The sequence below is a fragment of the Exiguobacterium sp. UBA5002 genome (assembly GCF_002396765.1).
Lineage (GTDB): Bacteria > Bacillota > Bacilli > Exiguobacteriales > Exiguobacteriaceae > Exiguobacterium_A.
Genome location: NZ_DGYQ01000020.1, coordinates 12,342 through 37,461 on the forward strand (window position 1 = coordinate 12,342; position 25,120 = coordinate 37,461).

General features: G+C 46.7%; 26 protein-coding genes and 1 tRNA gene. 8 read left to right on the forward strand and 19 right to left on the reverse strand.

Annotated elements, in window-relative coordinates:
• Positions 1-216 precede the first annotated feature (216 nt).
• Positions 217-510: a hypothetical protein gene (locus B4C70_RS04370; protein ID WP_023468536.1), complete on the forward strand. Its 294-nt coding sequence runs from the start codon at positions 217-219 to the stop codon at positions 508-510.
• 40 nt (positions 511-550) lie between these two features.
• Here the strand turns inward: B4C70_RS04370 and B4C70_RS04375 are convergent, their stop codons facing one another.
• Positions 551-802, reverse strand: a complete 252-nt coding sequence (locus tag B4C70_RS04375; RefSeq protein WP_023468537.1) for a hypothetical protein — start codon at positions 800-802, stop codon at positions 551-553.
• A 357-nt stretch (positions 803-1,159) separates the two neighbouring features.
• Here B4C70_RS04375 and B4C70_RS04380 point away from each other — a divergent pair, with 357 nt between their 5' ends.
• The 7 genes from B4C70_RS04380 to mnhG are packed head-to-tail and all read left to right on the forward strand — an operon-like array spanning position 1,160 to position 6,947.
• Entirely contained in the window at positions 1,160-3,565 is a 2,406-nt protein-coding gene (locus B4C70_RS04380) for a Na+/H+ antiporter subunit A (RefSeq protein ID WP_290777183.1), read from the forward strand.
• A complete protein-coding gene (locus B4C70_RS04385) occupies positions 3,562-4,002 on the forward strand; it encodes a Na(+)/H(+) antiporter subunit B (RefSeq protein WP_023468539.1) in 441 nt (146 codons plus the stop codon). Before B4C70_RS04380 ends, B4C70_RS04385 begins: the two co-directional genes overlap by 4 nt.
• A 1-nt stretch (position 4,003) precedes the next feature.
• A complete protein-coding gene (locus tag B4C70_RS04390) occupies positions 4,004-4,345 on the forward strand; it encodes a Na(+)/H(+) antiporter subunit C (protein ID WP_023468540.1) in 342 nt (113 codons plus the stop codon).
• Positions 4,338-5,825, forward strand: a complete 1,488-nt coding sequence (locus B4C70_RS04395) for a Na+/H+ antiporter subunit D (RefSeq protein ID WP_214728289.1) — start codon at positions 4,338-4,340, stop codon at positions 5,823-5,825. The genes B4C70_RS04390 and B4C70_RS04395 overlap by 8 nt, the downstream gene beginning before the upstream one ends.
• A gap of 3 nt (positions 5,826-5,828) precedes the next feature.
• Positions 5,829-6,305 carry a Na+/H+ antiporter subunit E gene (locus B4C70_RS04400; protein ID WP_023468542.1) on the forward strand — a complete coding sequence of 159 codons (477 nt, stop codon included), beginning with the start codon at positions 5,829-5,831 and terminating at the stop codon, positions 6,303-6,305.
• A 47-nt stretch (positions 6,306-6,352) separates the two neighbouring features.
• The gene (locus B4C70_RS04405) at positions 6,353-6,589 is read left to right on the forward strand and encodes a Na(+)/H(+) antiporter subunit F1 (RefSeq protein ID WP_369792030.1); all 237 of its coding nucleotides are present in this window, start codon (positions 6,353-6,355) and stop codon (positions 6,587-6,589) included.
• Positions 6,573-6,947 carry a monovalent cation/H(+) antiporter subunit G gene (gene mnhG / locus B4C70_RS04410; RefSeq protein ID WP_290777184.1) on the forward strand — a complete coding sequence of 125 codons (375 nt, stop codon included), beginning with the start codon at positions 6,573-6,575 and terminating at the stop codon, positions 6,945-6,947. The genes B4C70_RS04405 and mnhG overlap by 17 nt, the downstream gene beginning before the upstream one ends.
• Positions 6,948-7,000: 53 nt before the next feature.
• On the opposite strand, the gene B4C70_RS04415 is transcribed toward mnhG, so the two are convergent.
• From B4C70_RS04415 to B4C70_RS04500, 18 genes are all read right to left on the reverse strand, one after another.
• Positions 7,001-7,444 carry an Rrf2 family transcriptional regulator gene (locus B4C70_RS04415; RefSeq protein WP_149427544.1) on the reverse strand — a complete coding sequence of 148 codons (444 nt, stop codon included), beginning with the start codon at positions 7,442-7,444 and terminating at the stop codon, positions 7,001-7,003.
• Between the two features lie 217 nt (positions 7,445-7,661).
• On the reverse strand, positions 7,662-8,558 hold the full coding sequence (locus tag B4C70_RS04420; protein ID WP_414654435.1) for a glycerophosphodiester phosphodiesterase: 897 nt from the start codon (positions 8,556-8,558) through the stop codon (positions 7,662-7,664).
• Positions 8,559-8,710: 152 nt separating this feature from the next.
• A complete protein-coding gene (gene odhB, locus B4C70_RS04425) occupies positions 8,711-9,973 on the reverse strand; it encodes a 2-oxoglutarate dehydrogenase complex dihydrolipoyllysine-residue succinyltransferase (protein WP_290777187.1) in 1,263 nt (420 codons plus the stop codon).
• A gap of 35 nt (positions 9,974-10,008) precedes the next feature.
• Positions 10,009-12,849: a 2-oxoglutarate dehydrogenase E1 component gene (locus tag B4C70_RS04430; protein WP_214728295.1), complete on the reverse strand. Its 2,841-nt coding sequence runs from the start codon at positions 12,847-12,849 to the stop codon at positions 10,009-10,011.
• Positions 12,850-13,161: 312 nt separating this feature from the next.
• The gene (locus B4C70_RS04435) at positions 13,162-13,890 is read right to left on the reverse strand and encodes an amino acid ABC transporter ATP-binding protein (RefSeq protein WP_023468549.1); all 729 of its coding nucleotides are present in this window, start codon (positions 13,888-13,890) and stop codon (positions 13,162-13,164) included.
• Positions 13,887-14,531, reverse strand: a complete 645-nt coding sequence (locus B4C70_RS04440) for an amino acid ABC transporter permease (RefSeq protein ID WP_023468550.1) — start codon at positions 14,529-14,531, stop codon at positions 13,887-13,889. The genes B4C70_RS04435 and B4C70_RS04440 overlap by 4 nt, the downstream gene beginning before the upstream one ends.
• A 31-nt stretch (positions 14,532-14,562) precedes the next feature.
• Positions 14,563-15,330: a transporter substrate-binding domain-containing protein gene (locus tag B4C70_RS04445; protein WP_290777190.1), complete on the reverse strand. Its 768-nt coding sequence runs from the start codon at positions 15,328-15,330 to the stop codon at positions 14,563-14,565.
• A gap of 202 nt (positions 15,331-15,532) precedes the next feature.
• A tRNA-Leu gene (locus B4C70_RS04450) sits at positions 15,533-15,616 on the reverse strand.
• Positions 15,617-15,658: 42 nt separating this feature from the next.
• Positions 15,659-16,591 carry an alpha/beta hydrolase gene (locus tag B4C70_RS04455; protein WP_290777192.1) on the reverse strand — a complete coding sequence of 311 codons (933 nt, stop codon included), beginning with the start codon at positions 16,589-16,591 and terminating at the stop codon, positions 15,659-15,661.
• Positions 16,592-16,612: 21 nt separating this feature from the next.
• Positions 16,613-16,954 (reverse strand): hypothetical protein, encoded by a 342-nt coding sequence (locus tag B4C70_RS04460; protein WP_023468553.1) that lies wholly within the window; start codon positions 16,952-16,954, stop codon positions 16,613-16,615.
• 15 nt (positions 16,955-16,969) lie between these two features.
• A complete protein-coding gene (locus tag B4C70_RS04465; protein ID WP_290777195.1) occupies positions 16,970-17,980 on the reverse strand; it encodes a S66 family peptidase in 1,011 nt (336 codons plus the stop codon).
• A 188-nt stretch (positions 17,981-18,168) separates the two neighbouring features.
• Complete coding sequence (locus B4C70_RS04470; protein ID WP_290777197.1) at positions 18,169-18,531, reverse strand: DUF779 domain-containing protein; 363 nt, start codon at positions 18,529-18,531, stop codon at positions 18,169-18,171.
• Between the two features lie 22 nt (positions 18,532-18,553).
• Positions 18,554-20,074 carry an aldehyde dehydrogenase gene (gene adh, locus B4C70_RS04475; RefSeq protein WP_023468556.1) on the reverse strand — a complete coding sequence of 507 codons (1,521 nt, stop codon included), beginning with the start codon at positions 20,072-20,074 and terminating at the stop codon, positions 18,554-18,556.
• Between the two features lie 195 nt (positions 20,075-20,269).
• Complete coding sequence (locus tag B4C70_RS04480) at positions 20,270-20,794, reverse strand: TraR/DksA C4-type zinc finger protein (protein ID WP_023468557.1); 525 nt, start codon at positions 20,792-20,794, stop codon at positions 20,270-20,272.
• A gap of 68 nt (positions 20,795-20,862) precedes the next feature.
• Positions 20,863-21,660: a hypothetical protein gene (locus tag B4C70_RS04485; protein WP_290777199.1), complete on the reverse strand. Its 798-nt coding sequence runs from the start codon at positions 21,658-21,660 to the stop codon at positions 20,863-20,865.
• 246 nt (positions 21,661-21,906) lie between these two features.
• Positions 21,907-23,049, reverse strand: a complete 1,143-nt coding sequence (locus B4C70_RS04490; protein ID WP_290777201.1) for a mannitol-1-phosphate 5-dehydrogenase — start codon at positions 23,047-23,049, stop codon at positions 21,907-21,909.
• 2 nt (positions 23,050-23,051) lie between these two features.
• The gene (locus B4C70_RS04495; RefSeq protein WP_251137607.1) at positions 23,052-23,489 is read right to left on the reverse strand and encodes a PTS sugar transporter subunit IIA; all 438 of its coding nucleotides are present in this window, start codon (positions 23,487-23,489) and stop codon (positions 23,052-23,054) included.
• Positions 23,490-23,523: 34 nt separating this feature from the next.
• Positions 23,524-24,954, reverse strand: coding sequence for a PTS mannitol transporter subunit IICB (locus B4C70_RS04500; RefSeq protein ID WP_290777204.1), 1,431 nt, complete (start codon positions 24,952-24,954; stop codon positions 23,524-23,526).
• Between the last annotated feature and the right edge of the window lie 166 nt (positions 24,955-25,120).

Genomic DNA, 25,120 nt, shown 5'->3' on the forward strand with positions numbered 1-25,120 from the left:
CCTCTTGTCTTTTTGATTATACAGTTTCTGTATCGGCTAACGCCCGCAATCGGTTACGCACCGTCTGTCATCATCATAAAGTATGAAACGCGTTTCATAACAAGATTAAAAAAGATTCATTTTTGATGTTTATTTCTTCAATTTAATGGGAAAAGTAATATTCGGAGTTGATTATAACTTATCTTGTTTTGGAAGAAATAAAGGGAGGAACGAACGATGACATATTCTTTGATTGAAACATTCAAACACATCGTAAGCGAGGCAACTAGCTTTAAGCGCGTTGATTTCGGGGGTTACGATATTTATATGCAGACGACAGATGGACGAACGATTACGGCACACATCCGCTATGATGGTGGTGGTACGGACTTCAATGAAGCTTATTTAATGCTTGAATCGAGTACTGGTCAACGTCGCACAGCGACCTTAACGCTTTATCAATTCGAACATCTCTCTTCTTATACTGCACATAGTGAACGGACACGTGCCCTAGTCACAACAAGTGCTTAATGACCATAAAACACGCCTCTCATTCGAGAGACGTGCTTTTTTAATTTTCTTCTCGCTCGAGGCGTTCGAGTTCTGCGTGCGTTTGTGGGAATCCATTCGCTTGCCAATCTGCCCGATGAATGGAATCAAGTTGTGTCAGCCCGACTTCAGCCGGATCGCGTTTCGCGTCGACACTTGGACGATGATCAATATCGTCTGAAGTTGTTTTTCGTTGTTGGTATTGTTGATAGGCGATTGTCGCAATCGCCGCTAGACCACCTAAAATGACACCTGTCTTGAATGTTGCTCGCATGAAAGTTCCCCCTCTATGGTCATTAGTTGTGCTCTAGGTAGATGTACCCGAGTTACTTGAATTTGAATCATTCTTCTCATGGATCAACGTGTTATTTGAAAAAAATCAAAAAAAATTTCAGCCTATTTCTGCCGTGTTCCTACATATTTAATAATCAAGAGAGAAAATGGCTCTATCCCTTATGCTTCAACGCTTCACGTCATGCAAGAAGGAAAAAAGTACGCTATACTTGATTCAGAAACATCTTCGACGAACAAAATGAATCGTGTCTTCTACTGGACAGTTCCGAGCTTCAACAGCTTGCGTTCGCGTCCCTTTTTCATTTTTGGTCGTCGATGTCACAAAGGAGGGAATTTCGTGTCCGTGATGCACGGGGCTATTTTACTGCCCATATTGATCAGTCTTTTCATTCCGCTTCTAGCGAAACGCCTTCCGAACATTCATACCGGTTGGTTTGTACTTGTCGTACCTGTACTGCTCGTTTCGTATTTCAGCCGCTTTCTCGCTGGTACGATGTCAGGTGAGACCTTTACGGCACGCATGCCGTGGATACCATCGCTCGGTATCGATTTCGTCACGTATCTCGACGGACTCGGCTTATTGTTCGCACTATTGATCACAGGAATCGGCTCACTCGTCGTTCTTTATTCGATTTTTTATTTAGATGCGAAAAAAGAATCACTCGGAACATTTTATGTTTATCTGTTGATGTTCATGACCGCCATGCTTGGCGTCGTGCTGTCAGATAACATGATCGTCCTCTATCTGTTCTGGGAATTAACGTCGATTTCGTCGTTCTTATTGATCGCCTATTGGTACGAGCGGGAACGTTCTCGTTACGGCGCTCAAAAATCGATGCTGATCACCGTCTTCGGTGGACTAGCGATGCTTGGTGGAATCGCGATTCTCTCAACACTCAGTGGATCGTTAAGTATTCGTGAGACCTATGCGTCGCTTGAATCGATTCAAGGTGAACCCTTCTTTTCGGTCGCCCTCGTTTTATTCTTGCTAGCTGCCTTCACGAAATCGGCTCAATTTCCGTTCCACATCTGGTTACCGGATGCGATGGAAGCACCGACCCCTGTCAGCGCCTACTTGCACTCGGCAACGATGGTCAAGGCAGGGTTGTATCTTGTCGCTCGTTTCAGTCCGATTTTTGCGGATGAGTCGCTCTGGTTCTATCTCGTCTCATCTGTCGGAATATTCACCTTATTCTGGGGTTCACTCAATGCGGTGAAACAACATGATTTGAAAGGAATCCTTGCTTACTCGACGATTTCTCAGCTTGGATTGATCATGTCCTTGCTCGGACTCGGAGCAGCCGCCTTGCACGTCGACGCGTTAGATGACGGATTATATACGATTGCGACAGTCGCTGCGATCTTCCACCTGATCAACCACGCGACGTTTAAAGGCAGTCTCTTCATGATGGCGGGAATCGTCGATCACGAGACTGGTACTCGCGACATTCGGAATCTCGGTGGTCTTGCGCAACTCATGCCGATTTCGATGACGATTGCGATGATCGGGACCCTTTCGATGGCGGGGATTCCACCATTCAATGGTTTCTTAAGTAAAGAGATGTTCTTGACAGGTGTACTTCAAGTTTCAGGATCTGACTTGTTCCACTTACCGTCTTACGGTTGGATTATTCCTGTACTCGCCGTCGTCGGAAGTATCTTTACATTCGTCTATAGCATCTTGATCGTCCGCAGAACGTTCTTCGGTAAGCGTCAAGACGACAAGTTACCGAAAACACCACACGAGGCACCGATTGGCATGTTGATTCCACCTCTCGTCCTCGTCTCGCTCGTCGTCATCATCGGACTCTTCCCGAATATATTATCGGATACGTTGATTCGACCGGCAGTCGAAGCGATCTTACCGCAAGTCGTTGATGCGGGTGGCAAGATTAATGTGCATATTTCAATGTGGCATGGATTCAATACTGAATTATTCCTGACACTCGTGATCATCAGTGCTGGCATCATCTTGTATAAAACACTCCCACGTTGGCAATCGCTTTACAACCGGATGCCACGTGCCGTCTCCTTGAATCATCAATATGACGCCTTGTTACGTCGTGGTGAACAGACATCGACAAAGATCCATGATACGGTCATGACCGGATACATGCGGTCGTATCTCGTCTACATCTTCGGATTCATCGTCATCTTGATCTTGACGGCATTATACGGGTTTGATGCCTTCCGCTTCGCGGTTGATCCAATCAGCTCGATTGACGCGTATGAGATCATCCTTGCACTCGTTCTCGTTTCGAGTGCCCTCTCGATCACCTTTGCGCGTTCACGACTGACATCGATCATCTTGCTCGGTGTGACAGGTTATACGGTCGCTCTGTTCTTCGTCTTGTTCCGAGCGCCAGACCTTGCCTTGACGCAACTCGTCATCGAGACAGTATCGGTCGCTCTGTTCCTGCTCGTTTTCTATCGTTTACCGGAAATCAGCCGGAAAGAAGAGCGCATTCCGTTCAAGCTCGGCAATGCCTTGATTTCGGCACTCGTCGGACTGACGGTGACACTCGTCGCACTTGCTTCTCTCAGCCAACGGTCGTTTACTTCAATCGCCAAATATTACATCGATAATGTCGCTGATCTTGCCGCTGGCGGTAATATGGTCAACGTCATTCTCGTCGACTTCCGTGGCTTCGATACGTTGTTTGAGATTGCCGTTCTCGCACTTGCCGGAATCGGAATTTACACGATGATTAAATTCAGACGAACAGGAGGGATGGATAAATGAAAAAGCAGACAAAAAAGCATACGAATGACGTCATCTTAGAGTCCGCGACTTCCTTTATCACGTTCATCATCTTCCTGTTTGCTGTCTACTTGTTCTTTGCTGGACACTATACGCCAGGTGGCGGTTTCATTGGTGGTCTTGTGACGGCGTCTGCTCTTGTCTTGATCTTACTTGCTTACGACATCAAGACGTTACGCCGGATTTTGCCATTCGACTACAAATGGATCACGGCTCTTGGCATGTTGATTGCCGTACTGACGGCTTCAGGAGCGCTTGTCTTTAACGTCCCGTTCTTCACACATGCACATGACTATTTCAACCTACCGTTATTCGGTAAGACATCACTTCATACAGCGATGTTGTTTGATCTTGGTGTTTATCTTGTCGTCGTCGGTGTGACGATGACGATTATTCAAACGATTGGGGAGAGTGATTAATATGGAAATCATCATGGCGATCGCCGCAGGCATCCTGACGATGTGTGCCATTTATCTCATTCTTTCGAAAAGTATTCTTCGTATTATCATCGGAACAGGGTTGCTCAGCCACGCTGCCCATCTGCTCGTCATGACGATGGGGGGATTAAAACGAGGCGCGGCTCCGGTCTTAAAGGACGGCGTGACTTCCTATACGGATCCACTACCGCAAGCACTCGTCTTGACCGCCATCGTCATCAGCTTTGGTGTCACTGCCTTTTTCTTGGTACTTGCTTATCGTGCCTATCAAGAACTCGGAACCGATAATATCGAAGAGATGAAAGGAACCGATTCGAATGATTAACTTACCGCTACTACCAATCATCATCCCTTTGTTGACGGGTGTCCTCTTGATGTTTTTCCCGCGACACCTCAAAGGACAACGAATCGTTTCCCTCTTTTCGACGATTTTGACTGTCTGTGCCTCCATCTATCTCGTGCTGACTGTCCGGTCGAACGGCATCTTAACAGTCACACTCGGTAGCTGGCCAGCACCTTTTGGTATCACGCTTGTCTCTGACATGCTATCCGCTTTACTCGTCACGACGACAAGCATTCTTGTTCTTTGTATCATCTGGTATGCCATTGTCTACTTGAGCGTTTCCTATCAACGATACTACTATTTCATTGCCGTCCAATTCTTGCTCGTTGGTGTCAATGGTGCCTTTACGACAGGTGATATCTTTAACATGTTCGTCTTCTTCGAAGTCTTCCTGATTTCGTCTTATGTCTTGATCGTTCTTGGCGGGAAACCGGCACAATTACGAGAATCGCTGAAGTATCTCTTGATCAACGTCATCTCGTCCGCATTATTCGTCATGACGGTTGCCTTCTTGTACGGGATCATTGGATCGCTCAGCATGGCGGATATCAGTCAAAAGATTTCAGAGGTCGGACAGCCGGCAATCCTAAACGTCATCGCATTGTTATTCCTGATTGTCTTCGGATTAAAAGGTGCGATCTTCCCGCTCTACTTCTGGTTACCTGGTTCTTATCAAGTACCGCCGACGCCTGTTCTTGCTCTGTTCGGTGCCTTGCTGACGAAGGTCGGGGTCTACGGGATTTTACGGACGTATAGTTTGTTCTTCTCAAATGAGATTGGAACGATTCATCAAATCTTAAGTATCCTTGCTCTCAGTACGATCGTCATCGGGGTGATCGGTGCGCTTGCGACACGGGATGCGAAGCAAATCATCATCTACAACATCATCGTCGCAGTCGGGGTCATCTTGTACGGGGTTTCCCTCATGACACCGCAAGCACTAGAAGGTGCGATTTTCTACCTTCTTCATGATATGTTGATCAAAGCCGCTTTATTCCTTCTCGTAGGGATCATGGTCGGAATTGCCGGCTCGAGTAAACTGAAAGATATGGGAGGGATGATCAAAACCTATCCTGTACTAGGTTGGACGTTCTTCATCGCGGCGTTATCACTTGCCGGGATTCCACCGCTCAGCGGGTTCATTGGGAAATTCCTGATTGTTCGTGGTGGTATTGAAGCTGGTGAGTTGATTGGACCGATCATCGTCTTACTATCAAGTCTGCTCGTCTTGTATTCCGTCGTTCAATTGTTCATGCGTGCTTTTTGGGGAACACCGAAGACCTACTCGGGTGATAAACAAGCGCTTGTTCCCAAGCTGCTAGTTCCTACGATTGTCTTAGTTGCGCTCAGCGTTCTCTATGGAGTAGGTGCTGAGGCGATGCGTCCACTGATTCAACAAGCCGTCGAACCGTTGACGAATCCAACGCTCTATATCGATGCCGTACTAAAAGGAGGTCGTTAATTCATGGCATTTCAAGTCTTGCTCAACTTATTTCTTGCATTCTTGTGGATGTTTCTCTCAAACAATTTCTCGGCCTCCGGTTTCGTCATCGGTTACGCGCTAGGGCTGATTGCGATGTTCGCTTTCCGTCGCGGCTTCAAAGGTCGCTTTTATCTCGGACCTGTCGTCGCACTCGTCCTATTGTTTTTCCGCTTTCTCTACGAGCTTGTCGTCGCGAACATCGATGTCTTGAAAATCATTTTAAAGCCGAAGTTAGATATTCAACCTGGTATTTTCGCCTATGAGACCGAACTCGATCAACCGTGGCAAATCACGTTGCTGTCAATGCTGATCACGCTGACACCGGGAACGCTTGTCGTTGATATCTCGGATGATAATAAGACACTCTACATTCATGCACTCCACATGCCAGAGGTCGATGAAGCAGTCGCTTCGATTCGTGATAGTTTTGAGAAAGCCATTCTGGAGGTGAGTCGGTGATGTTCGATATTTTAATCTATATCGCACTCGGGGGTGTCTTTCTCTCGATGCTTGGTCTGTTTTACCGGGTCATCAAAGGACCAAGTGTTGCGGATCGTGTCATCGCGCTTGATTCAATTGGTATCAGCTTGATTTCAATCGTTGGACTTGTCTCGATCATCTTACGGACGAGCGACTACCTCGAAGTCATCCTGTTGATTGGTATACTCGCCTTCATCGGTACAGTTGCCTTTTCAAAATATATCGAGAAAGGAGAGATCATCGAACGTGATCGCAACCAATGAATGGATCGTCGCGGTCTTCGCCTTGCTCGGTATGGGATTTAGTCTCGTCACCGCGCTTGGTCTGATCCGCTTACCGGATGTCTATACGCGTGCTCACGCTGCATCTAAAAGCGCGACATTAGGTGTCATGTCGATTTTAATCGGCGTCATCATCTATTTCGTCACTGAAGATGGATTCTTCTCCTCTCGTGTCGTTCTCGGCATCCTGTTCGTGCTCATCACAGCACCGATTGGAGGACATCTGATCGCTCGTGCTGCATATTACAGCAATGTTCCGTTGTGGAAATCGTCTGTTCGTGACGACTTGTCCCAGAATAAAGAACATGTGGAACCAAAGAAACGCCAAGATGACGTATAAGTATCGATATGACAAAACCCTCGCTTCCATTCACGGAAACGAGGGTTTTTTGATTAGGAACGCTGTAAAGATGAGGCAGCAAACAAGAGCGCCAACTCATCACGATTATCTAACAATTCTTCTAATGTATGCTGTTCCAGTTCCCGGATAAAAGCTCGAAGCGCTCGTCCGAGCACACCTTTTAGACGGCATCCTGGTTCGATGACACAATGACCGTTGCTTCCAAAACACTCGACGATATCCATCGGTTCCATTTCCCGAACGACTTTCCCGATGTTGATGTCTTTTGGATCACGAATCAAACGGAGTCCGCCTGACCGACCTCTTGTTGATTCGACATAGCCAAGTTTCGCTAATTGTTGTGTCACCTTCATTAAATGGTTTGATGAGATGCCATAATGATTTGCAATCTGCGGCATTGGTGTGATGACATCCCGGTGCACCCCGAGATACATCAACACACGTAGTCCATAATCCGTATACTGTGTAATTCTCACGATCCTCACTCCATTCCTTCCCAAAACTGCACTGTTATCGTACCATGAAATACGAAACTGACTACATTGTTTTGTCTCATGATTCGAAATTCTGATAAACCTCTATTAGGTTTACGTATGGAATGAAATATTGGATTTAAAATACGAGTTTTAAAAACAAAAAAACTATTTCTTCTTTCCTGTTCGAAAGAAGAAATAGTCCTGTATCGTCCTTACTTTATTTTTTGTATAGTCCTTTCACGACATCATTAAAACGGTCGGCATAGTTCGTGAAGACTCCTGTGACACCATAGTCGAGCATACGAACCATATCCGCTTTTTCATTCACAGTATACGGGTGAAGTAACAAATCATGAGTCCGAATCGCTGAGATGTTTTCACGTGTCAATGCTTTGTAGGAAGGACCAACACCGACTGCATACTGACGGATTGCGGTTAATCGATCATCCGTCAAAGCCTTGACTTCATTTGCTTCCATCAACTGAACCAGTGGAACGTTCGGGTCGATGGCTCTGACTTTTTGAAGACTCGCTTCACTAAACGACTGAATCAAGACTTGTCCTGGTTTGACCTTGTTACTCGACAATCCGTTCTGCTTTAGTACGTCGAGCAATTTCTGTTCCATTCCGGGATACACTTCCGGTGATTTCGTCTCGATATAGTAATTCGCATGCTTCCCATACTTACTCAAGACTTCTTGAAGCGTCGGTACTTTCAAACCGACATATGACTTTTTCGCAAGCGTCGGGTTCGCTTCATTAAACCAGCTACCAGCATCAAGTTTCTTGATTTCAGCAAGCGTTTTATCTTTGACGGCACCTGTTCCGTTCGTCGTCCGATCAACCGTTTCATCGTGCATCGCAATCAATTGACCGTCTTTCGTCATCTGTAAATCAATTTCGATGTAATCTGCTTTGAATGTCTTATGTCCCATTTCATAAGCTGGCATCGTATGCTCTGGCGCGTACCCTGAAGCTCCACGGTGAGCAACATTGATGATTCGATTTGGATCAAGTAACGATTTGCCTTTTGATTGTGCGCTGACATCTTCTGTCGGAAGCCCTGTGCTTAATACGGCTCCTGCTACCATCGTCAATCCAAATTGTTTCAACATAATTAATTCCCCCTTGAAATATTCTTACAACACTTATCCTATATCGTTTGTATGAAGCTGATATAGAGAAGACGTAAATGTCGTTTCGTGATTTGATGACAAAATGATATCAACAAAAAAAAGACCCGCATCTAAAACGGGTCTTTTTATGATTACGCTTCGAAAATCAATGACTCTGGATCTTCAAGGAGATCTTTAATGTGCTTCAAGAACGTAACGGCTTCTTTTCCATCAACGATTCGGTGATCATAAGAGAGTGCGACATACATCATCGGACGGTTTTCCATGCGTTCAGCATCAATCGCTACAGGACGCAAGTTGATTGCGTGCATTCCGAGAATCGCGACTTGTGGACCGTTTAAGATCGGTGTCGACATGAGTGAACCGAACGTACCACCATTCGTGATCGTGAACGTACCACCCGTCAAATCAGATAGACCGAGTTTATTATCACGCGCCTTGACCGCTAGTTGAATGATGTCTTTTTCAATCTCAGCGAAGTTCTTCTTATCCGCATCACGAACGACCGGAACGACGAGACCGTCTGGTGCTGAAACGGCAATACCGATATCATAGAATTTTTTGAGGACGATTTCATCGCCTTGAATCTCAGCATTCAAGTATGGCATCTTTTTAAGTGCTGCGACTGCTGCTTTCGTAAAGAATGACATGAAGCCGAGCTTGACTTCGTTTTCCTTCACGAATTTCTCTTGGCGACGTTTACGCAGTGCCATGACCGCTGACATATCGATCTCATTGAATGTCGTCAACATCGCTGCCGTTTGTTGAACTTCAACGAGTCGGTTAGCGATTGTCTTACGACGGCGTGACATCTTGATTCGCTCTTCCGGTTTCCCAGGAGCGGCTGCTGGTGCTGGTGCTGGTGCCGGTGTAGCAGGTTTCGTAGGAGCCGGTTTTGCTTGCTCACGTGGTGCTACTTCAAACGTCGCGACGTCTTGCACGCGAATCCGACCGAGCGGATCTTGCGTTGCCACTTGTGCTAAATCAATTCCTTTTTCACGAGCCAGTTTACGGGCAGCAGGTGAAGCAATCGGACGATCCGCAACAGATGTACTTTCAGTCGCTGCTGCAGCCACCGGTTGTTCCGCTTTTTCTTCTGCTTTTGGTGTCTCTTTTGGAGTTTCTTGTACTGTTTCTGCCGCAGCCGGTTTTGGAGCCTCGCCACCAGCAGAGATGACAGCAATCGTTTCCCCGACGCGGACTGTATCTCCTTCAGCAGCCATCACCTCCGTCAACGTACCAGCTTCATCTGACGGCACTTCGATGTTGACCTTATCTGTCTCGAGCTCAACGATGGCTTCCCCTTTTTCCACGTGATCACCTGGTTGTTTTAACCAAGACGCCACCGTTCCTTCTGTAATTGATTCGGCAAGTTCTGGTACTTTGATTTCCATCGTATTCTCCCCCTATGACTCGATTCTATCTTAAGTTATGATGTGTGATTTGATACGTGTGATGGTGCTGTTGGAATAGAAGCAGTCGCTGTGAGTGCATCATTGATGATACGTGCCTGCTCTACTTTATGACCTGACGGGTCACCTTCTGCTGTACTGGAACGACGACGACGACCGATGTAACGGACCGTTTGGATACCATTCGGTGCGACTGTCTCAAGTCGAGGTTCCATGAAGGACCACGCCCCCATGTTTTTCGGTTCTTCTTGCACCCAGACCATTTCTTCGACGGATTCATAGCGCGCGATGACTTCTTTTAAGGCTTTTGCCGGGAATGGATACAACTCCTCGACCCGGACGATTTGTAGCCAATCGAGATTCTCATCTGATTTCGAAACGGCTTCAGCTAGGTCGATTGCCATCTTACCAGAACAGAACACAAGACGTTTGACACGATCTGGTGCTTCTCCGAGCCCTGATTGTTCGATGACACGTTGGAAACTACCTTCCGTCAACTCAGAAACATCCGATGTTGCAAGCGGATGACGCAAGAGACTCTTCGGCGTCATGACGACGAGCGGTCGGACTTCCTCTTTTCCGAGAATCGCTGCTTGCCGGCGCAACAAATGGAAGTACTGCGCAGCACTCGATACGTTCGCAACTGTCCAGTTTTTCTCACCCGATAACGTCAAGAAGCGTTCTAAACGACCACTCGAGTGTTCTGGTCCTTGCCCTTCATAACCATGCGGAAGCAACATGACGAGACCTGATGTTTGTCCCCATTTCGCTCGGCTAGCTGAGATGAACTGGTCGAAGATGACTTGACCTGAGTTCGCAAAGTCCCCATATTGCGCTTCCCATAATACGAGCGTTTCCGGAGCGAAGACGTTATAACCGTATTCAAAACCAAGTACACCTGCTTCAGACAACGGACTGTTGTAGACCGAGAATGATGCAGTTGCCGTTGATAAGGCATGGAGTGGCGAGAAGCCTTCTCCTGTTTTCACATCATGAAGATTAATGTTCCGTTGTGCGAACGTTCCTCGTTCAGAATCTTGACCGCTCAAGCGGATTGGTGTTCCATCTGAGAGAATCGAAGCAAACGCCAATGTTTCGGCATGTCCCCAGTCAATACCGTTCTTTGTCGAGAACGCATCCGTCCGGCGCTTCAGGACCTTCTCAAGTTTATGGAACACTTGGAAGCCATCCGGCCACTGTAACAATTCTTCGTTGTACGCCGTCAATGTTTCAATCGAGACCCCTGTCTCAATCGTCGGAACGCCTTTAAAGACGACGTCCGGCATGACTCCACCATACTCTTTCTCCGCGTTCGGTACTTTTTCACGAGCCGCTTTCATTTGATCATTGATCGACGTTTCAATCGATTGAATTTCGTCAGCTGTCGCATCCCCGTTCGCGACAAGCGTTTTCCCGTACAAGACACGAATTGGATCATGTTTATGAATCAAATCGTATAAGACCGGGTTCGTATTCATCGGTTCATCCATTTCGTTATGACCAAAACGACGATATCCGATTAAATCAATCATGACATCCTTCTTAAACGTTGCCCGGTACTCGCTCGCGAGCAAAGCGACTGCGAGACAGCTTTCCGGCTCATCCGCGTTGACGTGGAAGACTGGGATCTCGTATCCTTTGGCAAGATCACTCGAGTAACGCGTCGAACGGGAGTCCGTCGGCTCCGTCGTGAAGCCGATCGTGTTGTTCGCGATGATATGAATTGTTCCGCCGGTGTTATATCCTTTGAGATTCGCTAAATTCAAAGTTTCAGCCACAATTCCTTGACCTGGGAACGCTGCATCCCCATGAATGAGGATCGCAGCTGCTGCTGCTTGCTCTTGACGTGGTGCCCCTTTTTGTGAGCGATCATCTTGTGCAGCACGTGTGAAGCCTTCGACGACTGGGTCGACGAACTCAAGGTGCGACGGATTGTTCGCAAGCGTCATCCGCACGTTACGTGTCTCTTGCTCGAGTTTTCGGTTTAAACCGAGGTGATACTTCACGTCGCCCGTCCAACCGTACGTGATCCCGATCGATCCTTCAGATGGTACGAGGTCGTGGTTCGGTGCATGCTGGAACTCAGCAAAGATCATTTCATATGGCTTCCCAAGTACGTGCGCCAAAACGTTCAACCGTCCACGGTGTGCCATTCCGATATTGATCGTCTCCGACCCATTCGAGATGAGGTGTCCGACGATCGTGTCGAGCAATGGCACCATCGCGTCAAGTCCTTCAATCGAGAAACGTTTTTGACCGACATATGTTTTGTGCAAGTATTTTTCGAAAAGGTCCGTTTCAGCTAAGCGTTTGAACAACTGTTTCTTTTGTTCAGCGTCTAGCGTCGCCGTCAAAGCACCTTGCTCGATTTTCTGTCGGAGCCATTTCTTTTCCTCTAAGTCATCAACATGCTGGAACTCAACAGCCGCTGCTCCCGTGTATTGCGCTTTCAAGTGCTCGATGCCTTCAAATGCATCTTGAACACCCGCTGGCGGCTCAGGACAGACGAGTGAAACCGGCATTTTCCGAAGATCTGCCTCTGTCAATCCGTACTGACTCAATTCGAATAATCCTGTTTCTCGCGGATGGTCCTTCAGCGGATAGATATCCGCCGCAAGATGTCCTTTTGCACGAATTTGTTCCGCTAAACGATTCGCCGCAAGATATTTTTCGAAATCTCCTGTCTCGACTTGCATCGGTACGACTGGTTCCGTCACGGGTGCACCATGCTCTTCGAAATAAGCACGTGTCTCCTCATCAACGGATGTCTTGTCTTCTAAAAAACGCTCGTACAATTCAATGATGTAGCCAAGGTTTGGTCCATAGAATGCTTGTTGATCTTGCTCGTGGCCTGCCATGTACGGTTCCCCCCGTTTCTATATTTCTCCCCACACATCCAGTGGATACTCGATGTGTCTCCAGCCCTCTAACTGTTAGCGCTTTCAAAAGGAATTGCATGAATAAAACGCTGAACGTCATGAGAAGGAATGATCGTGTCATTCTTCCATGAAAGTGCCTTCGTTACTATATTACTACTCTTTTCCTGTGTGTGCATTTCGAATTCCCAAATTCTCACGCTTAAATGTATAAGTTTTTCTTATGAGCGCTTAGACAGTTATTTATGATTCGTCAAAAAACCGGCGTATCCGCATTTAGATACGCCGGTTCTATCATAAGACCTTACTAAGGAACGATTGCGTCCGTTCGTGTTGTGGAGAATCAAACAATGCTTGTGGCACGTTCTCTTCGACGATATAGCCACCATCCATGAATAAGACGCGATCTCCGACCTCTCGAGCGAATCCCATCTCATGGGTCACGACGACCATCGTCATGCCTTCAAGGGCAAGTTGTTTCATGACGGCAAGCACGTCACCGACCATTTCCGGGTCAAGCGCTGACGTTGGCTCATCAAATAACATGATTTTCGGATTCATTGCAAGCGCGCGGGCAATCGCGACCCGCTGTTTTTGCCCCCCAGATAATTCACCTGGATAATTATCCGCTTTTTCACGTAATCCGACTTTATCGAGTAGTTCAAGTGCCCGCTGTTTCGCCTGTTCTTTATCCGATTTACGCACTTTGATCGGTGCAAGCGTGACGTTTTCTAGCACGGTCTTATGCGGGAAGAGATTAAAATGTTGAAAGACCATCCCGACTTCTTCCCGGACCTTGTTGATATCGACCTTTGGACTCGTAATATCGAAATCATCGACGATGACCGTGCCACCTGTAATCTCTTCCAATCGATTCAAACAGCGTAAAAACGTACTTTTCCCAGATCCCGACGGACCGATGACACAAACGACTTCTTTTTCGGCAATCGAGACGTTGATGTCTTTTAAGACTTCATTCGAACCGAATGATTTCTTTAGATTCTTTACTTCTATGATACTCATCGTAATGTAAACCTCCGTTCCAAGAACTTCGCCACTAAGGACAAGAGATAAATGATGACGAAGTACATCAATCCGACGACGGACCAGACGATGAATGGTTCAAACGTCGTTGACTGCTGCACTTGACCTTGTTGTGTCAAGTCAGCGATTCCGATAATCGACAACAACGATGTATCTTTTAAGCTGATGATCGATTGGTTCGTAATCGTTGGTAACATCCGCCGGAATGCTTGCGGTAAGATGATCTGTACCATCGTTTGACGCCCTGTCATCCCGAGTGAACGTGCAGCTTCTGTTTGTCCTTTATCAATCGACTGGATACCAGCGCGAATGATCTCCGCAAAATAAGCACCGGCATTGATCGCGACCGTCAGTATCCCTGCATACATCCGGTCCATCGATAACCATTCGAGCGAATTGAGTCCAAAATAGATGAAGAATAACTGAACGATGAACGGCGTTCCGCGAATGACATCAATATAGACAATTGCGATCCCGTTTAAGATTTTTGATGGTGATAACCGCATCAATGCGACGACTAAGCCAATCAGAAAGCCGACGATGACCGCGATGATGAAAATATACAATGTGACTTGAAGCCCTTCCAAGAAAAATGGAAATGCGGTTTTGACCACTTCCATTGGCTATCCCACTCCCTTATCGCCTTGCGACTTATTTCAGATACGTGTCAACGATTTTATCGTATTCACCGTTTTCTTTCAGATTCGCAAGCCCTTTGTTGATTTTCTTCATCAGATCCTCGTTCTCACCTTTTAAGACAGCGATCCCGTAGTTGTCCCCGTTGAGACGGTCTCCGACAAGTTTTAATCCAAGGTTTTGTTGTTTGTTTGCATATGAGATGACAGGATAATCTTCAATCAAAGCAGCAGCGTTACCGTTCTTCACTTCTTGGAACATCGCTGGGCTGTCATTGAACTGTGTGACCGTGAAGCCCAGTTTGTCTGCGTTATCCGTTGCATATTTCGCACCCGTCGTTCCCTTTTTGACGGCTACTTTTTTCCCTTTTAAATCGTTGACGGATTTAATACCATTCTCCTCTTCTTTGACGACTAGAATAAGACCAGCTTTGAAGTATGGATCCGAGAATGTGACGACTTTCTTCCGTTCTGGCGTAATACTCATACCAGCAATGGCAACGTCCAATTGATTTGCTTGAAGTGCCGGAATAATGCCGCTAAAGTCCATCGCTTCAAATTGAATCTTGAAGTTCTGATCCTTCGCGATTGCTTTCATGAGATCGATGTCGATTCCTTTGTACGTATCCCCGTCTTTATATTCGAATGGTGGATACGTGACGTCAATGCCGACCTTATACGTCTTTCCTTCAGACGACTCTTCTTCTTTCGAACCGATGCTACATGCACCAAGTACGAGAACACAGCTCATCAAGAGCGCTAGCAAGATACTCCCTTTTTTCATGTTTGTTTCCCCTCTCCTATGTGTTAAAGATTGTCTACTTCACTTAGTACTTTCCCTGAAGAGTACCCTCTTTAAAACGTATTTCACCAGAAAAATTCTAAAAAGATAAATATTTCTGAATTTTTATTCGTTGTAATCGTTTTCTATTCAGCAACAAAAAAGAAGGCAACCCCTTGTTGGGATTGCCTCCTTCAATCATTTATGCCGCCGAGAGGACTTGAACCTCCACGGTGTTGCCACCACTAGATTCTGAGTCTAGCGCGTCTACCAGTTCCGCCACGACGACGTTGATTTATGATATTAATATAGCGGGTAACGAACTGAGTTGTCAATCATTTCGCAAGATGTTGCGAACGAACTTCTCGACGACATTATCATACAATGCCGGATCCTCAAAATAGGCCATCGCATGAGCGGCATTTGGAATGACGACGAGCTCTTTTTCCGTTGGACAAGCTTCATACAGCTCATATACCATATCTGTCGGTACAAACGTATCCGCCCCACCATGGATGAACAAAATCGGTACCTGTGCTTTTTTGACTTGTTTCAACGCTGATGCTTCACGGAACGTATAACCTGCCTTTAGCTTCGTCAATACGCTCGTCATGCCTAAGAACGGAAAGTGTGGTAGTCGATACATCCGCTTCATCTGATACGCAAGGACAGCATTGACGGACGTATAGGCACAATCAGAAATGATTCCTTTGATTTGTGGTGGGAGTTGTTCGCCACTCGTCATCAATACGGTCGCCCCTCCCATCGACACCCCATGCAAGAACAGTTTCGCATCCTGTCCGATCCGATCAATCAGATAGTTCGACCAACTGAGACAATCTTCCCGATCATGCCATCCGAATCCGATATAGTGACCGTCACTCATTCCGTGTCCACGATTATCGGGCATCATGACATGGAAACCGGCCTGATGGTACAGATAGGCGAATCCGGCTAAATCCGTTCCGACGCCTCCGTACCCGTGCACGAGAATGACGATCCGATCTGACGGAACAGGTGACGGAAGAAAATGCCCGCGTAACGTTAAACCGTCTTTCGCTTCAATCTCGATCCGCTCAAGCGGTTGCTCCTTGATCCACGTCTGACCAGGTTGCATCAATCGGACCATCTCGTCACTTAAATCTCGATTATTCGATAAGAATGGCTTTGGATTCGTGGCGATTGCCATCTCATAAAAATAATAACTCGCTGCTACTAATCCGGATCCGATGACTCCGATTCCAATTTTTGTTCTGCGACGCATCTGCCCCACTCCTTCTTTCCGTTATAGCTCGATCTTCAGTTGAGCAGCATGGTCATCCTCTTCATCCTGCAAGACTTGTTGACGTAATCGTTGTTCTTGTTGCTGACGCCGGTAGGCAAACTCTTGGACAAGCTCTGTACCCGTGAATCCATCTTCTACGAGTTCGCTCAATAAATCCGTTTCTGTCTCGACGACTTCCCCCGGACGACGCATGACGAGAACATCTCCGACTTGTGCAATCAGCAATTCATCTTCTAGACGAAGTGCATCGTAAAATGGTTCAGGTAACGTCATTCGACGTGTCTCCGGGTTAATATGGACGCGTTTATAAACGCCTAATGCTTGAAACTTACGACGTGCCATTGCGTGCTCTCCTTTTTAGTTGAACGTAATATCGATTCGTGAATCTTTTCCTTGAATACGAACCACACCTGTCGCTCCATTGATTAACGTCAACTGCGGTGGCTGATGACCGATGTCAAGATCATATAAGACTGGTAAGCCTGTTTCATCCGCTAGATAGTGATACACGTCTAGCCATGTCAGATCTTCAGTAATCCTTGCAGATGTACGCCCGAATAAAAAGCCAGCCGCATGGTCGAACCATCCAGCATACGCCATTTGTCGAAGCGTCCGATGCACCTCTGCAGAATTCGCTTCAGATACCTCAAAGTACCAGAGAATCGGTTCTCCGTTGATCTCTTCACGCTGAAAACGACGCACATCTCCGTACGGTGTCCCTATCAGATGGCGAATCGTCTCCAGACACCCACCAAGTAACCGTCCGGTCACTTCTGTTCGCTCATCAAGTGCTTTCCATTCCGTCGCTTCCGTTAACTGAAATAATGAACCTGCTGGACGTTCTTCATCAGTCCACTCGGATTGATAACGATCGGAAGCCCACTGTGTGACGGTTCCTCCAGTTGGCGTCGCGAGCACCCGTCGCCAGGCACTTGTCGTCTCATCCCACTCTTCACTCCGAAGCTCAACGAAATCCGGACCATGCGCTGTCGCAATTCCTGTCTGAAGCGTCAGACTGAGCAATAACGTACTGATATCGGAATAGCCAAGCAACCATTTCGGTTGGTAAGTAGCTGGCGTCAACTCGGGTAAAAGATCAATGGCGCGTTCCCCACCAAATGGCGGGATGACGGCATCAATCGTCTCATCCGTCATCATGTGATTCAATTCCTCAGCCCGTTGTTTGACCGGTGCACTCTCAGCAAGTTGATGCGACCAAATCGTTTCGCCTAAACGGACGTTCATTTGCCGTGCTTGTACCTGTTCAACTGCTTGTTCGACCCATTCCTGTTGCTGTTCACGTAATCCGGAGGAGGGCGCCGTCACTCCGATCGTTTGACCTGTCCAACCTAAAAATGGATATTTCATGGTGACCCCCTATAATGTCATAGTGTGGAACTATCTTCTCGTCAAAATATGAGTACATTATACCGTTCTTATGCCGCATTACCAACTTTTATCCTGTTAGAACGTCGTGATACGAACAAAAAACACGATTCCGTACAAGCGACCTGAATGAACAAGTCGCATCGACGAAACCGTGTTTGATTCCTTTATTAGCTTGATGCTGATAGTTCAGCGTTTTCCTCTTGCGTGAACGCACGGGAGCGTGTCAAAAAACGTTTCCCTTCGACACCTTCAAGAGAGAACATTCCGCCTCGACCATCCACGACATCAATGATGAGTTGCGTATGTTTCCAGTACTCATATTGATCTTCATGAATATAAAACGGACAACCACCGATCTCTCCCAGTTTTTTATCCTGATCTCCCAGGAATAGATCACCCTGCGCAAAACACATCGGGGAACTGCCATCGCAACAACCACCAGATTGATGAAACATCAACGGACCGTGTTTTTCTCCCAACTGGTCGATTAACTCTAGACAAGCTGCTGTCGCCTGAACACGTTCCACCATTTGCATCCACGTCCTTTCCGACTTAGAAGAAACCGAGTTTATTCGGGTTGTAGCTAACGAGTAGGTTTTTCGTCCGTTGGTAATGGTTGAGCATCATCTTATGGTTTTCACGTCCGATACCTGACATTTTGTAACCACCAAACGCCGCGTGAGCTGGATATTGGTGATAACAGTTCGTCCAGACGCGTCCTGCTTCGATCGCACGCCCAAACCGATAAGCACGGTTCATGTCACGTGTCCAGACCCCGGCACCAAGACCATATAACGTATCATTCGCAATTTCGAGTGCTTCTTCTTCCGTCTTGAACGTCGTGACCGATAGGACCGGTCCGAAAATTTCTTCTTGGAAGATTCGCATCTTATTGTGTCCTTTGAAGATCGTTGGTTGGATGTAATATCCTTCTGCGAGATCCCCTTCGAGCATATTGCGCTCCCCACCGATGAGACATTCTGCGCCTTCCGACTTACCGATTTCAAGATATGAAAGAATTTTCTCCATCTGTTCGTTCGAAGCTTGAGCACCCATCATGACGTCCGAATCAAGAGGATTTCCGATCTTGATGGCTTTAACGCGCTCAAGAACACGTTCCATGAACGGCTCGTAAATCGATTCTTGAATCAAGGCACGCGACGGACACGTACAGACTTCTCCTTGATTCAACGCGAACATCAGTAATCCTTCGATTGCTTTATCAAAGAAAGCATCGTCTGCCTGCATGATATCCTCAAAGAAGATGTTCGGTGATTTCCCACCGAGCTCGAGGGTGACCGGAATCAAGTTTTGCGATGCGTACTGCATGATCAAACGTCCTGTCGTCGTCTCACCCGTAAAGGCGATTTTGGCAATCCGTTTGCTCGACGCGAGCGGTTTCCCTGCTTCAAGACCAAAACCGTTGACGATGTTGAGCACACCCGGTGGGAGTAAATCCTCAATGAGCTCAACGAGTACCATGATGCTCGCTGGTGTTTGTTCTGCCGGTTTTAAGACGACGCAGTTCCCTGCCGCGAGAGCCGGTGCCAGCTTCCAGACAGCCATCAAGAGTGGGAAGTTCCACGGAATGATTTGACCAACGACGCCAAGTGGCTCATGGAAGTGATACGCGACCGTATCTTGATCGAGTTCGCCGACCGAACCTTCTTGGGCACGGATGACGCCGGCGAAATAACGGAAGTGATCGATCGCGAGCGGTAGATCGGCGTTGAGTGTCTCACGGACCGCTTTCCCGTTCTCAAGTGTCTCTGCATAAGCGAGCATCTCGAGGTTTTCTTCCATCCGGTTGGCGATTTTATTTAAAATGTTTGAGCGTTCGGTTACAGACGTTTTCCCCCATGCTTCTTTTGCCGCGTGTGCTGCGTCAAGAGCCAGTTCGATGTCTTCCTTACCGGAACGAGCGACTTGGCACAATACTTTACCCGTGACAGGTGTTACATTATCAAAATATTCTCCCCCGACAGGTGCCGTCCACTTTCCATTGATGTAATTTTCATACCGTTCCTTGTACTGTACCTTTGACCCTTGCTTGTTCGGAATGTCATAAATCATGCGTTATTTCCTCCCTCAACTAAAATGGTCAAGCAGTGAGACGGATTCTTGTATGCGCTTACATTTTAATATAGGCTAAAACAGCCCCTCGATACCATCGTATCAAAATTATATGAAAAGTCAAAAAATTTCGGTAAATATTTGTGTTTTTTTTCGAGAAAAAAACATCTCCATTTTCGGGAGATGTTTTGCCGGTCAAGACCGTGTCGGGTCAATTCCGTCTTCTTGGTCAGACGGTGTATCGGAACTACCAAAGTCACTCACTTTCGAGAATCCGTCCGTATCACCGTCGATGTCTTTGCCGCGGGCTGTGACAGATGGATCCAGTACGTCTTCTTCGCTTGGTCGCGAATTCGGATCGTTCTCGTTTTGTTCTGCTTCTTCTTTTGCATGCTCGATGCATAATAACGTTTCCGGAATGATATCAAGACGTTCAATCTCAATCTCTTTTCCACAGACCTTACAAATGCCATACGTTCCGTCCTCGATCGCTTTTAGGGCACGGTCCACATCCGAGAGCATATCCTCTTGCATGTCCGTGATCGCTTGATCGCGTTCCCGCAAGAACAATTCATCGCCGGAATCGGCAGGATGATTATCGTAACTCGACAATTCACCTTCATCGTAGTCGGTATCGCGTTGTTCGATGTTTGATGTCGTCTTTTCTTTTTCCTTTAATAACCGTTGCTTGAATTCTTCCGTCTGTTGTTTAGATAACATGATTGTTCGACTCCCCTTCGTTAGAACCTCTGTTAAGAATGTAGCCTATTCGAAGAAGAGTTAAACCATCACGAACACTTATAAGAACGAATTGATCCATGAAGATCACAGATGACCGTCATGCATTCATTCCCATCGTTAAAACAAATCTGATGTGATCGTCCGTTCTTGGATGTCGTGATGTCATCGATCCACAGTTGCGAAGCATCTGCCGAAGACAGCATCGCGATTTTGTCACGAATCATGAATAAATCAAACGGTAACAGATTCAAGGATTGAATCGTCAAACCATGTTTACGGAAGAGTGGATCAAGCTGATATTGCGAAAGACTATACAAACACTTCTCGGCCCCACCAATCAACAACTGAATCGAATGGGAGGGCTCATGACTATCGATGCGCTCCTTGTGCAGGATGATTCGTCCTCGAACACCAGACTCATTGAAAATTCGTTGCGTATCCTCTTGTGAAAGGCGTGGTCCACCTTCCTTCACCTTTAAGACGATGTGGGCGAATTCCGCGAAATCCGGTTTCCCGATTTCAAGAGCCGGGATATGACGGACTTCTTCGCGTTCAATGATTTCAATCAAGTCACGCTCGACTTGGACACTGACCGTATCTGTTGAAAAGACACGGACGTCGATCACGAATTGATCAAGTACCGCATTTACTTCGATCGTATACGTTAAATCTAGGTTTTTTTCTTGCTCAACCAACAATCGATTCAAGATGAGTTGATGCAATAAATGGACTGGTGTACGTGAAGAAAACTGACTCGAATAAATCAAATGCTTAGGTCCGGTTCCTTTTGTTGCTTTTGGTCGTGTTCCGTTTAATCTATATACATTCACTTTATAATTCAACATATGATCACCTTCTCTTACCTGAAAAATCGGAATAGAGATGTTCCGTTCATATAGCGTACAATGTATTTTAATCGCTAAATATTCGTTTTCGAATATTCCGAATTTAATATACAAATTGTAATCAAATTGTGATAGTAAGATTTTTAGAAACTGCTTTTTTCGTTGATACCAAGACATATTTAAATCGCAAACTAAAAACACCCTCCACAGATATGAAAGGTGTTCGGCTTACAGAGTTATTCATTCTTAAGCAATCGAATTGACTTGTTGTTGCATCGCTTCATAATGTTCGACGATTCGAGATCCAAGTGGATCCGTTGCTGACAGTTGTAGATATGCGTTCAGCGCATCTTCGATTCCATGTTTCGTAATATACGCATTTAATTCTGAAGATTCTGAATCATTTGGATCGAAATAGGTTAGGGCTGCTGCGATCCCACGTGCTAATCCATCTGCTTCGATCCCACGCTCCATCAATTCCTTCGCTGGTTTGACAAGTCGGTCACTTGGACTCAATTTACGAATCGGTGAACGAGCGACACGAATGATTTCATCATGAATTCGCGGGTTTTCAAAGCGTTTCATATTCTTTTGGATGTACGCACTATGATCGACCGGATTAAAGCCGTACTTTTCAAGTAATAACCACCCTGTTTCGTAAAGTGCTGTCTGGACACCACGACGGATGCGTGGATCCGTTAGACTTTCAGCGATCGTCTCTTTATGAAAGAGTGCTCCGAGGTACGAAGCAATCGCATGTCCTGTGTTGACGGTGAACAGTTTCCGCTCGATGAACGGTTCGATGTTCTCGACATAGGTAACACCTTTGATCCGTGGATAGGCTTCCGGTAGTCCAGTCGTCTCAATCACCCATTCGAAGAATTCTTCCACTTCGACGTATAACGGGTCTTCGTGATGCTGAAGTGGAACGATCCGATCAACTGCTGCATTCGGGAAATACCAATTCTCCGCTATCGGTTGATGTTTCGCCACCTCTGTTTGTAAGTGTTTTGACCCCCTAATCATGTTTTCACACGCAATGACGTAGACAGGTGTCTGTTGATCACGTTGACGTAACCCTTCCGCGATCAAAGGAGCCACTTTCGACAACAAGCTCGGGCCGACAGCTGTTGTAATCACATCTGCATCGCGAATCGCTGCAATGACCTGATCTGGTTCAGATAAACTGTTAAGTGCCGTCACGCCGTCGACCCGTTCACGCCCTCCTCTTTCAGAGGCATAACCCACCTCATAGGTATGTCGTGTTTTTAATGCATCGACGACTGTCGTATTGACATCTACGAAACAGACTTCGTAACCCGTCTTGACGAGTTGTAAGCCAATGAATCCTCGTCCGATATTACCGGCACCAAAATGGATGGCTTTCATAATTACACCTCCGCTGTCAATAACGCGATGATTTCTTCTTTTGATGTCGCTGCTACGATGCGCTCTACGTTCTCCTCATCGGAGCAAATGACTGCGATATTTGATAACAACTCGAGGTGTTCATCACCGACGCCAGCGATGCCGATAACGAGTCGTGCTTGTTCCCTTCCGAAAGCTACGCCTTGCGGTACTTGTAGAATCGATAGTCCCGTTTTCTTGACCTGTGATTTAGCCGACTCTGTTCCGTGTGGAATCGCGACATGGTTGCCAATGTAGACCGTTGATAAGGCATGACGTTCCTGCATTGAATCGATATACCCCGCTTCGACATATCCGTGATCGACGAGGAGTTGACCGGCAGCCTTGATGGCTGCCGTCTCGTCTGCGAATTGTTGATCAAGTAATACAAGTTTCGGTGAAATTTTCATTGTCGTTGTCATGTTTATTCCTCCTTGAGTGTCTCTATCTTTATCTTTAAGAAATCTTATTCCGTGCTGTTTCGATCTCGTGGACGAGTTGATCATAATATCCGGCATTCAGGAAGTTATCGACTGACCGGTGTTCTGCCGTCGGTACTTGTTCCTTTGCCCGTTCCGTCAAATCACGGTGTGTGATGATCAGTTCAGCGTTTTGCGGAAGTTGGCTGATCGACGTATTCGTCACTTTGATCGGTAAGCCAGCCTTATTGATTTTATTGCGGAGAACGGATGCACCCATCGCACTCGATCCCATACCAGCGTCACAAGCGAAAATGATATGTTCGACCTCCGCAAGTGGTTTGGCATCAGCTGAAACGAGTGATGAGGCAATTGATTGTTTTCCTTTCATCGCACTGACATTCGCGCTCGCCTCTTCAAGCGACGTTTCTTTTGCCTTGCTAGTTTTTAGCAGGACAGTCGAGACAACAAATGTCACAGATGCTGAAACAAGTACACCTGCAATCAATCCGACGTAAGAACCGCGTGATGCCATTGCGAGGACCGCGATGATACTACCTGGTGAAGCGGGTGCGACTAATCCGACATCAAACAGGACGAAGGTGAGGATACCACTCATGCCACCTGCAATCATCGCAAGCAACAAGACTGGCTTCATCAAGACGTATGGGAAATAGATTTCGTGAATTCCACCGATGAATTGGATAAATGCTGCACCGGGTGCTGTTTTCTTCGCTGCACCAGAACCGAAGAACGAGTAAGCGAGTAACAATCCGAGACCCGGACCGGGGTTGGCTTCGAGTAAGAACAGAACTGATTTACCCGCCTCGTTTACTTGGTCGAGACCAAGTGGACTTAAGATGCCGTGGTTAATGGCGTTGTTCAAGAATAAAATTTTCGCTGGTTCAATGAACATACTCGCTAATGGTAGCAAGTGTGCACTGACGATCGCACCAACTGCTGCAGCCATGATGTCGTCAAGACCTGTCATGAGTGGTCCGAATACTTTGAATCCACCGAGCATCAACAACCCACCGATGATTCCGACCGAGAAGTTATTGACGAGCATCTCGAGACCTGGTTTGATTTTTCCTTCGATCAAATGATCGAACTTTTTGATGACGTATCCGCCAAGTGGTCCCATGATCATGGCACCGAGGAACATCGGAATCTCTGTTCCGACGATGACCCCCATCGTCGCAAGCGTCCCGACAACGCCTCCCCTAACGTCATGCATTAATTTCCCGCCCGTGTATCCGATCAGCAACGGTAAGAGATAGGTGATTGTCGGACCGACGAGTTCACCGAGTTCCTTATTTGGTGCCCATCCAGTTGGGATGAACAGTGCCGTGATGATCCCCCAGGCGATAAATGCACCGATGTTCGGCATGACCATACCGCTTAAAAAGCTTCCGAACCGTTGAACTTGTACACGGATGCCCCGTGCTCCATTTTGAGCTGTCGCCATTGCATTAGCCTCCATTTCGTGTATGAGTTGATAAGATGATTGCTTTGCTATGACCTTATTGTAAGAGTACTGCAAGCGCTTACTCAATCTTTCCTAGTTCAGTCTTTGTCCAAGAAGTTGGACAGACTGAAAAGAAGCCTGCTTGACGTGAAAAAATCCCTGTCAC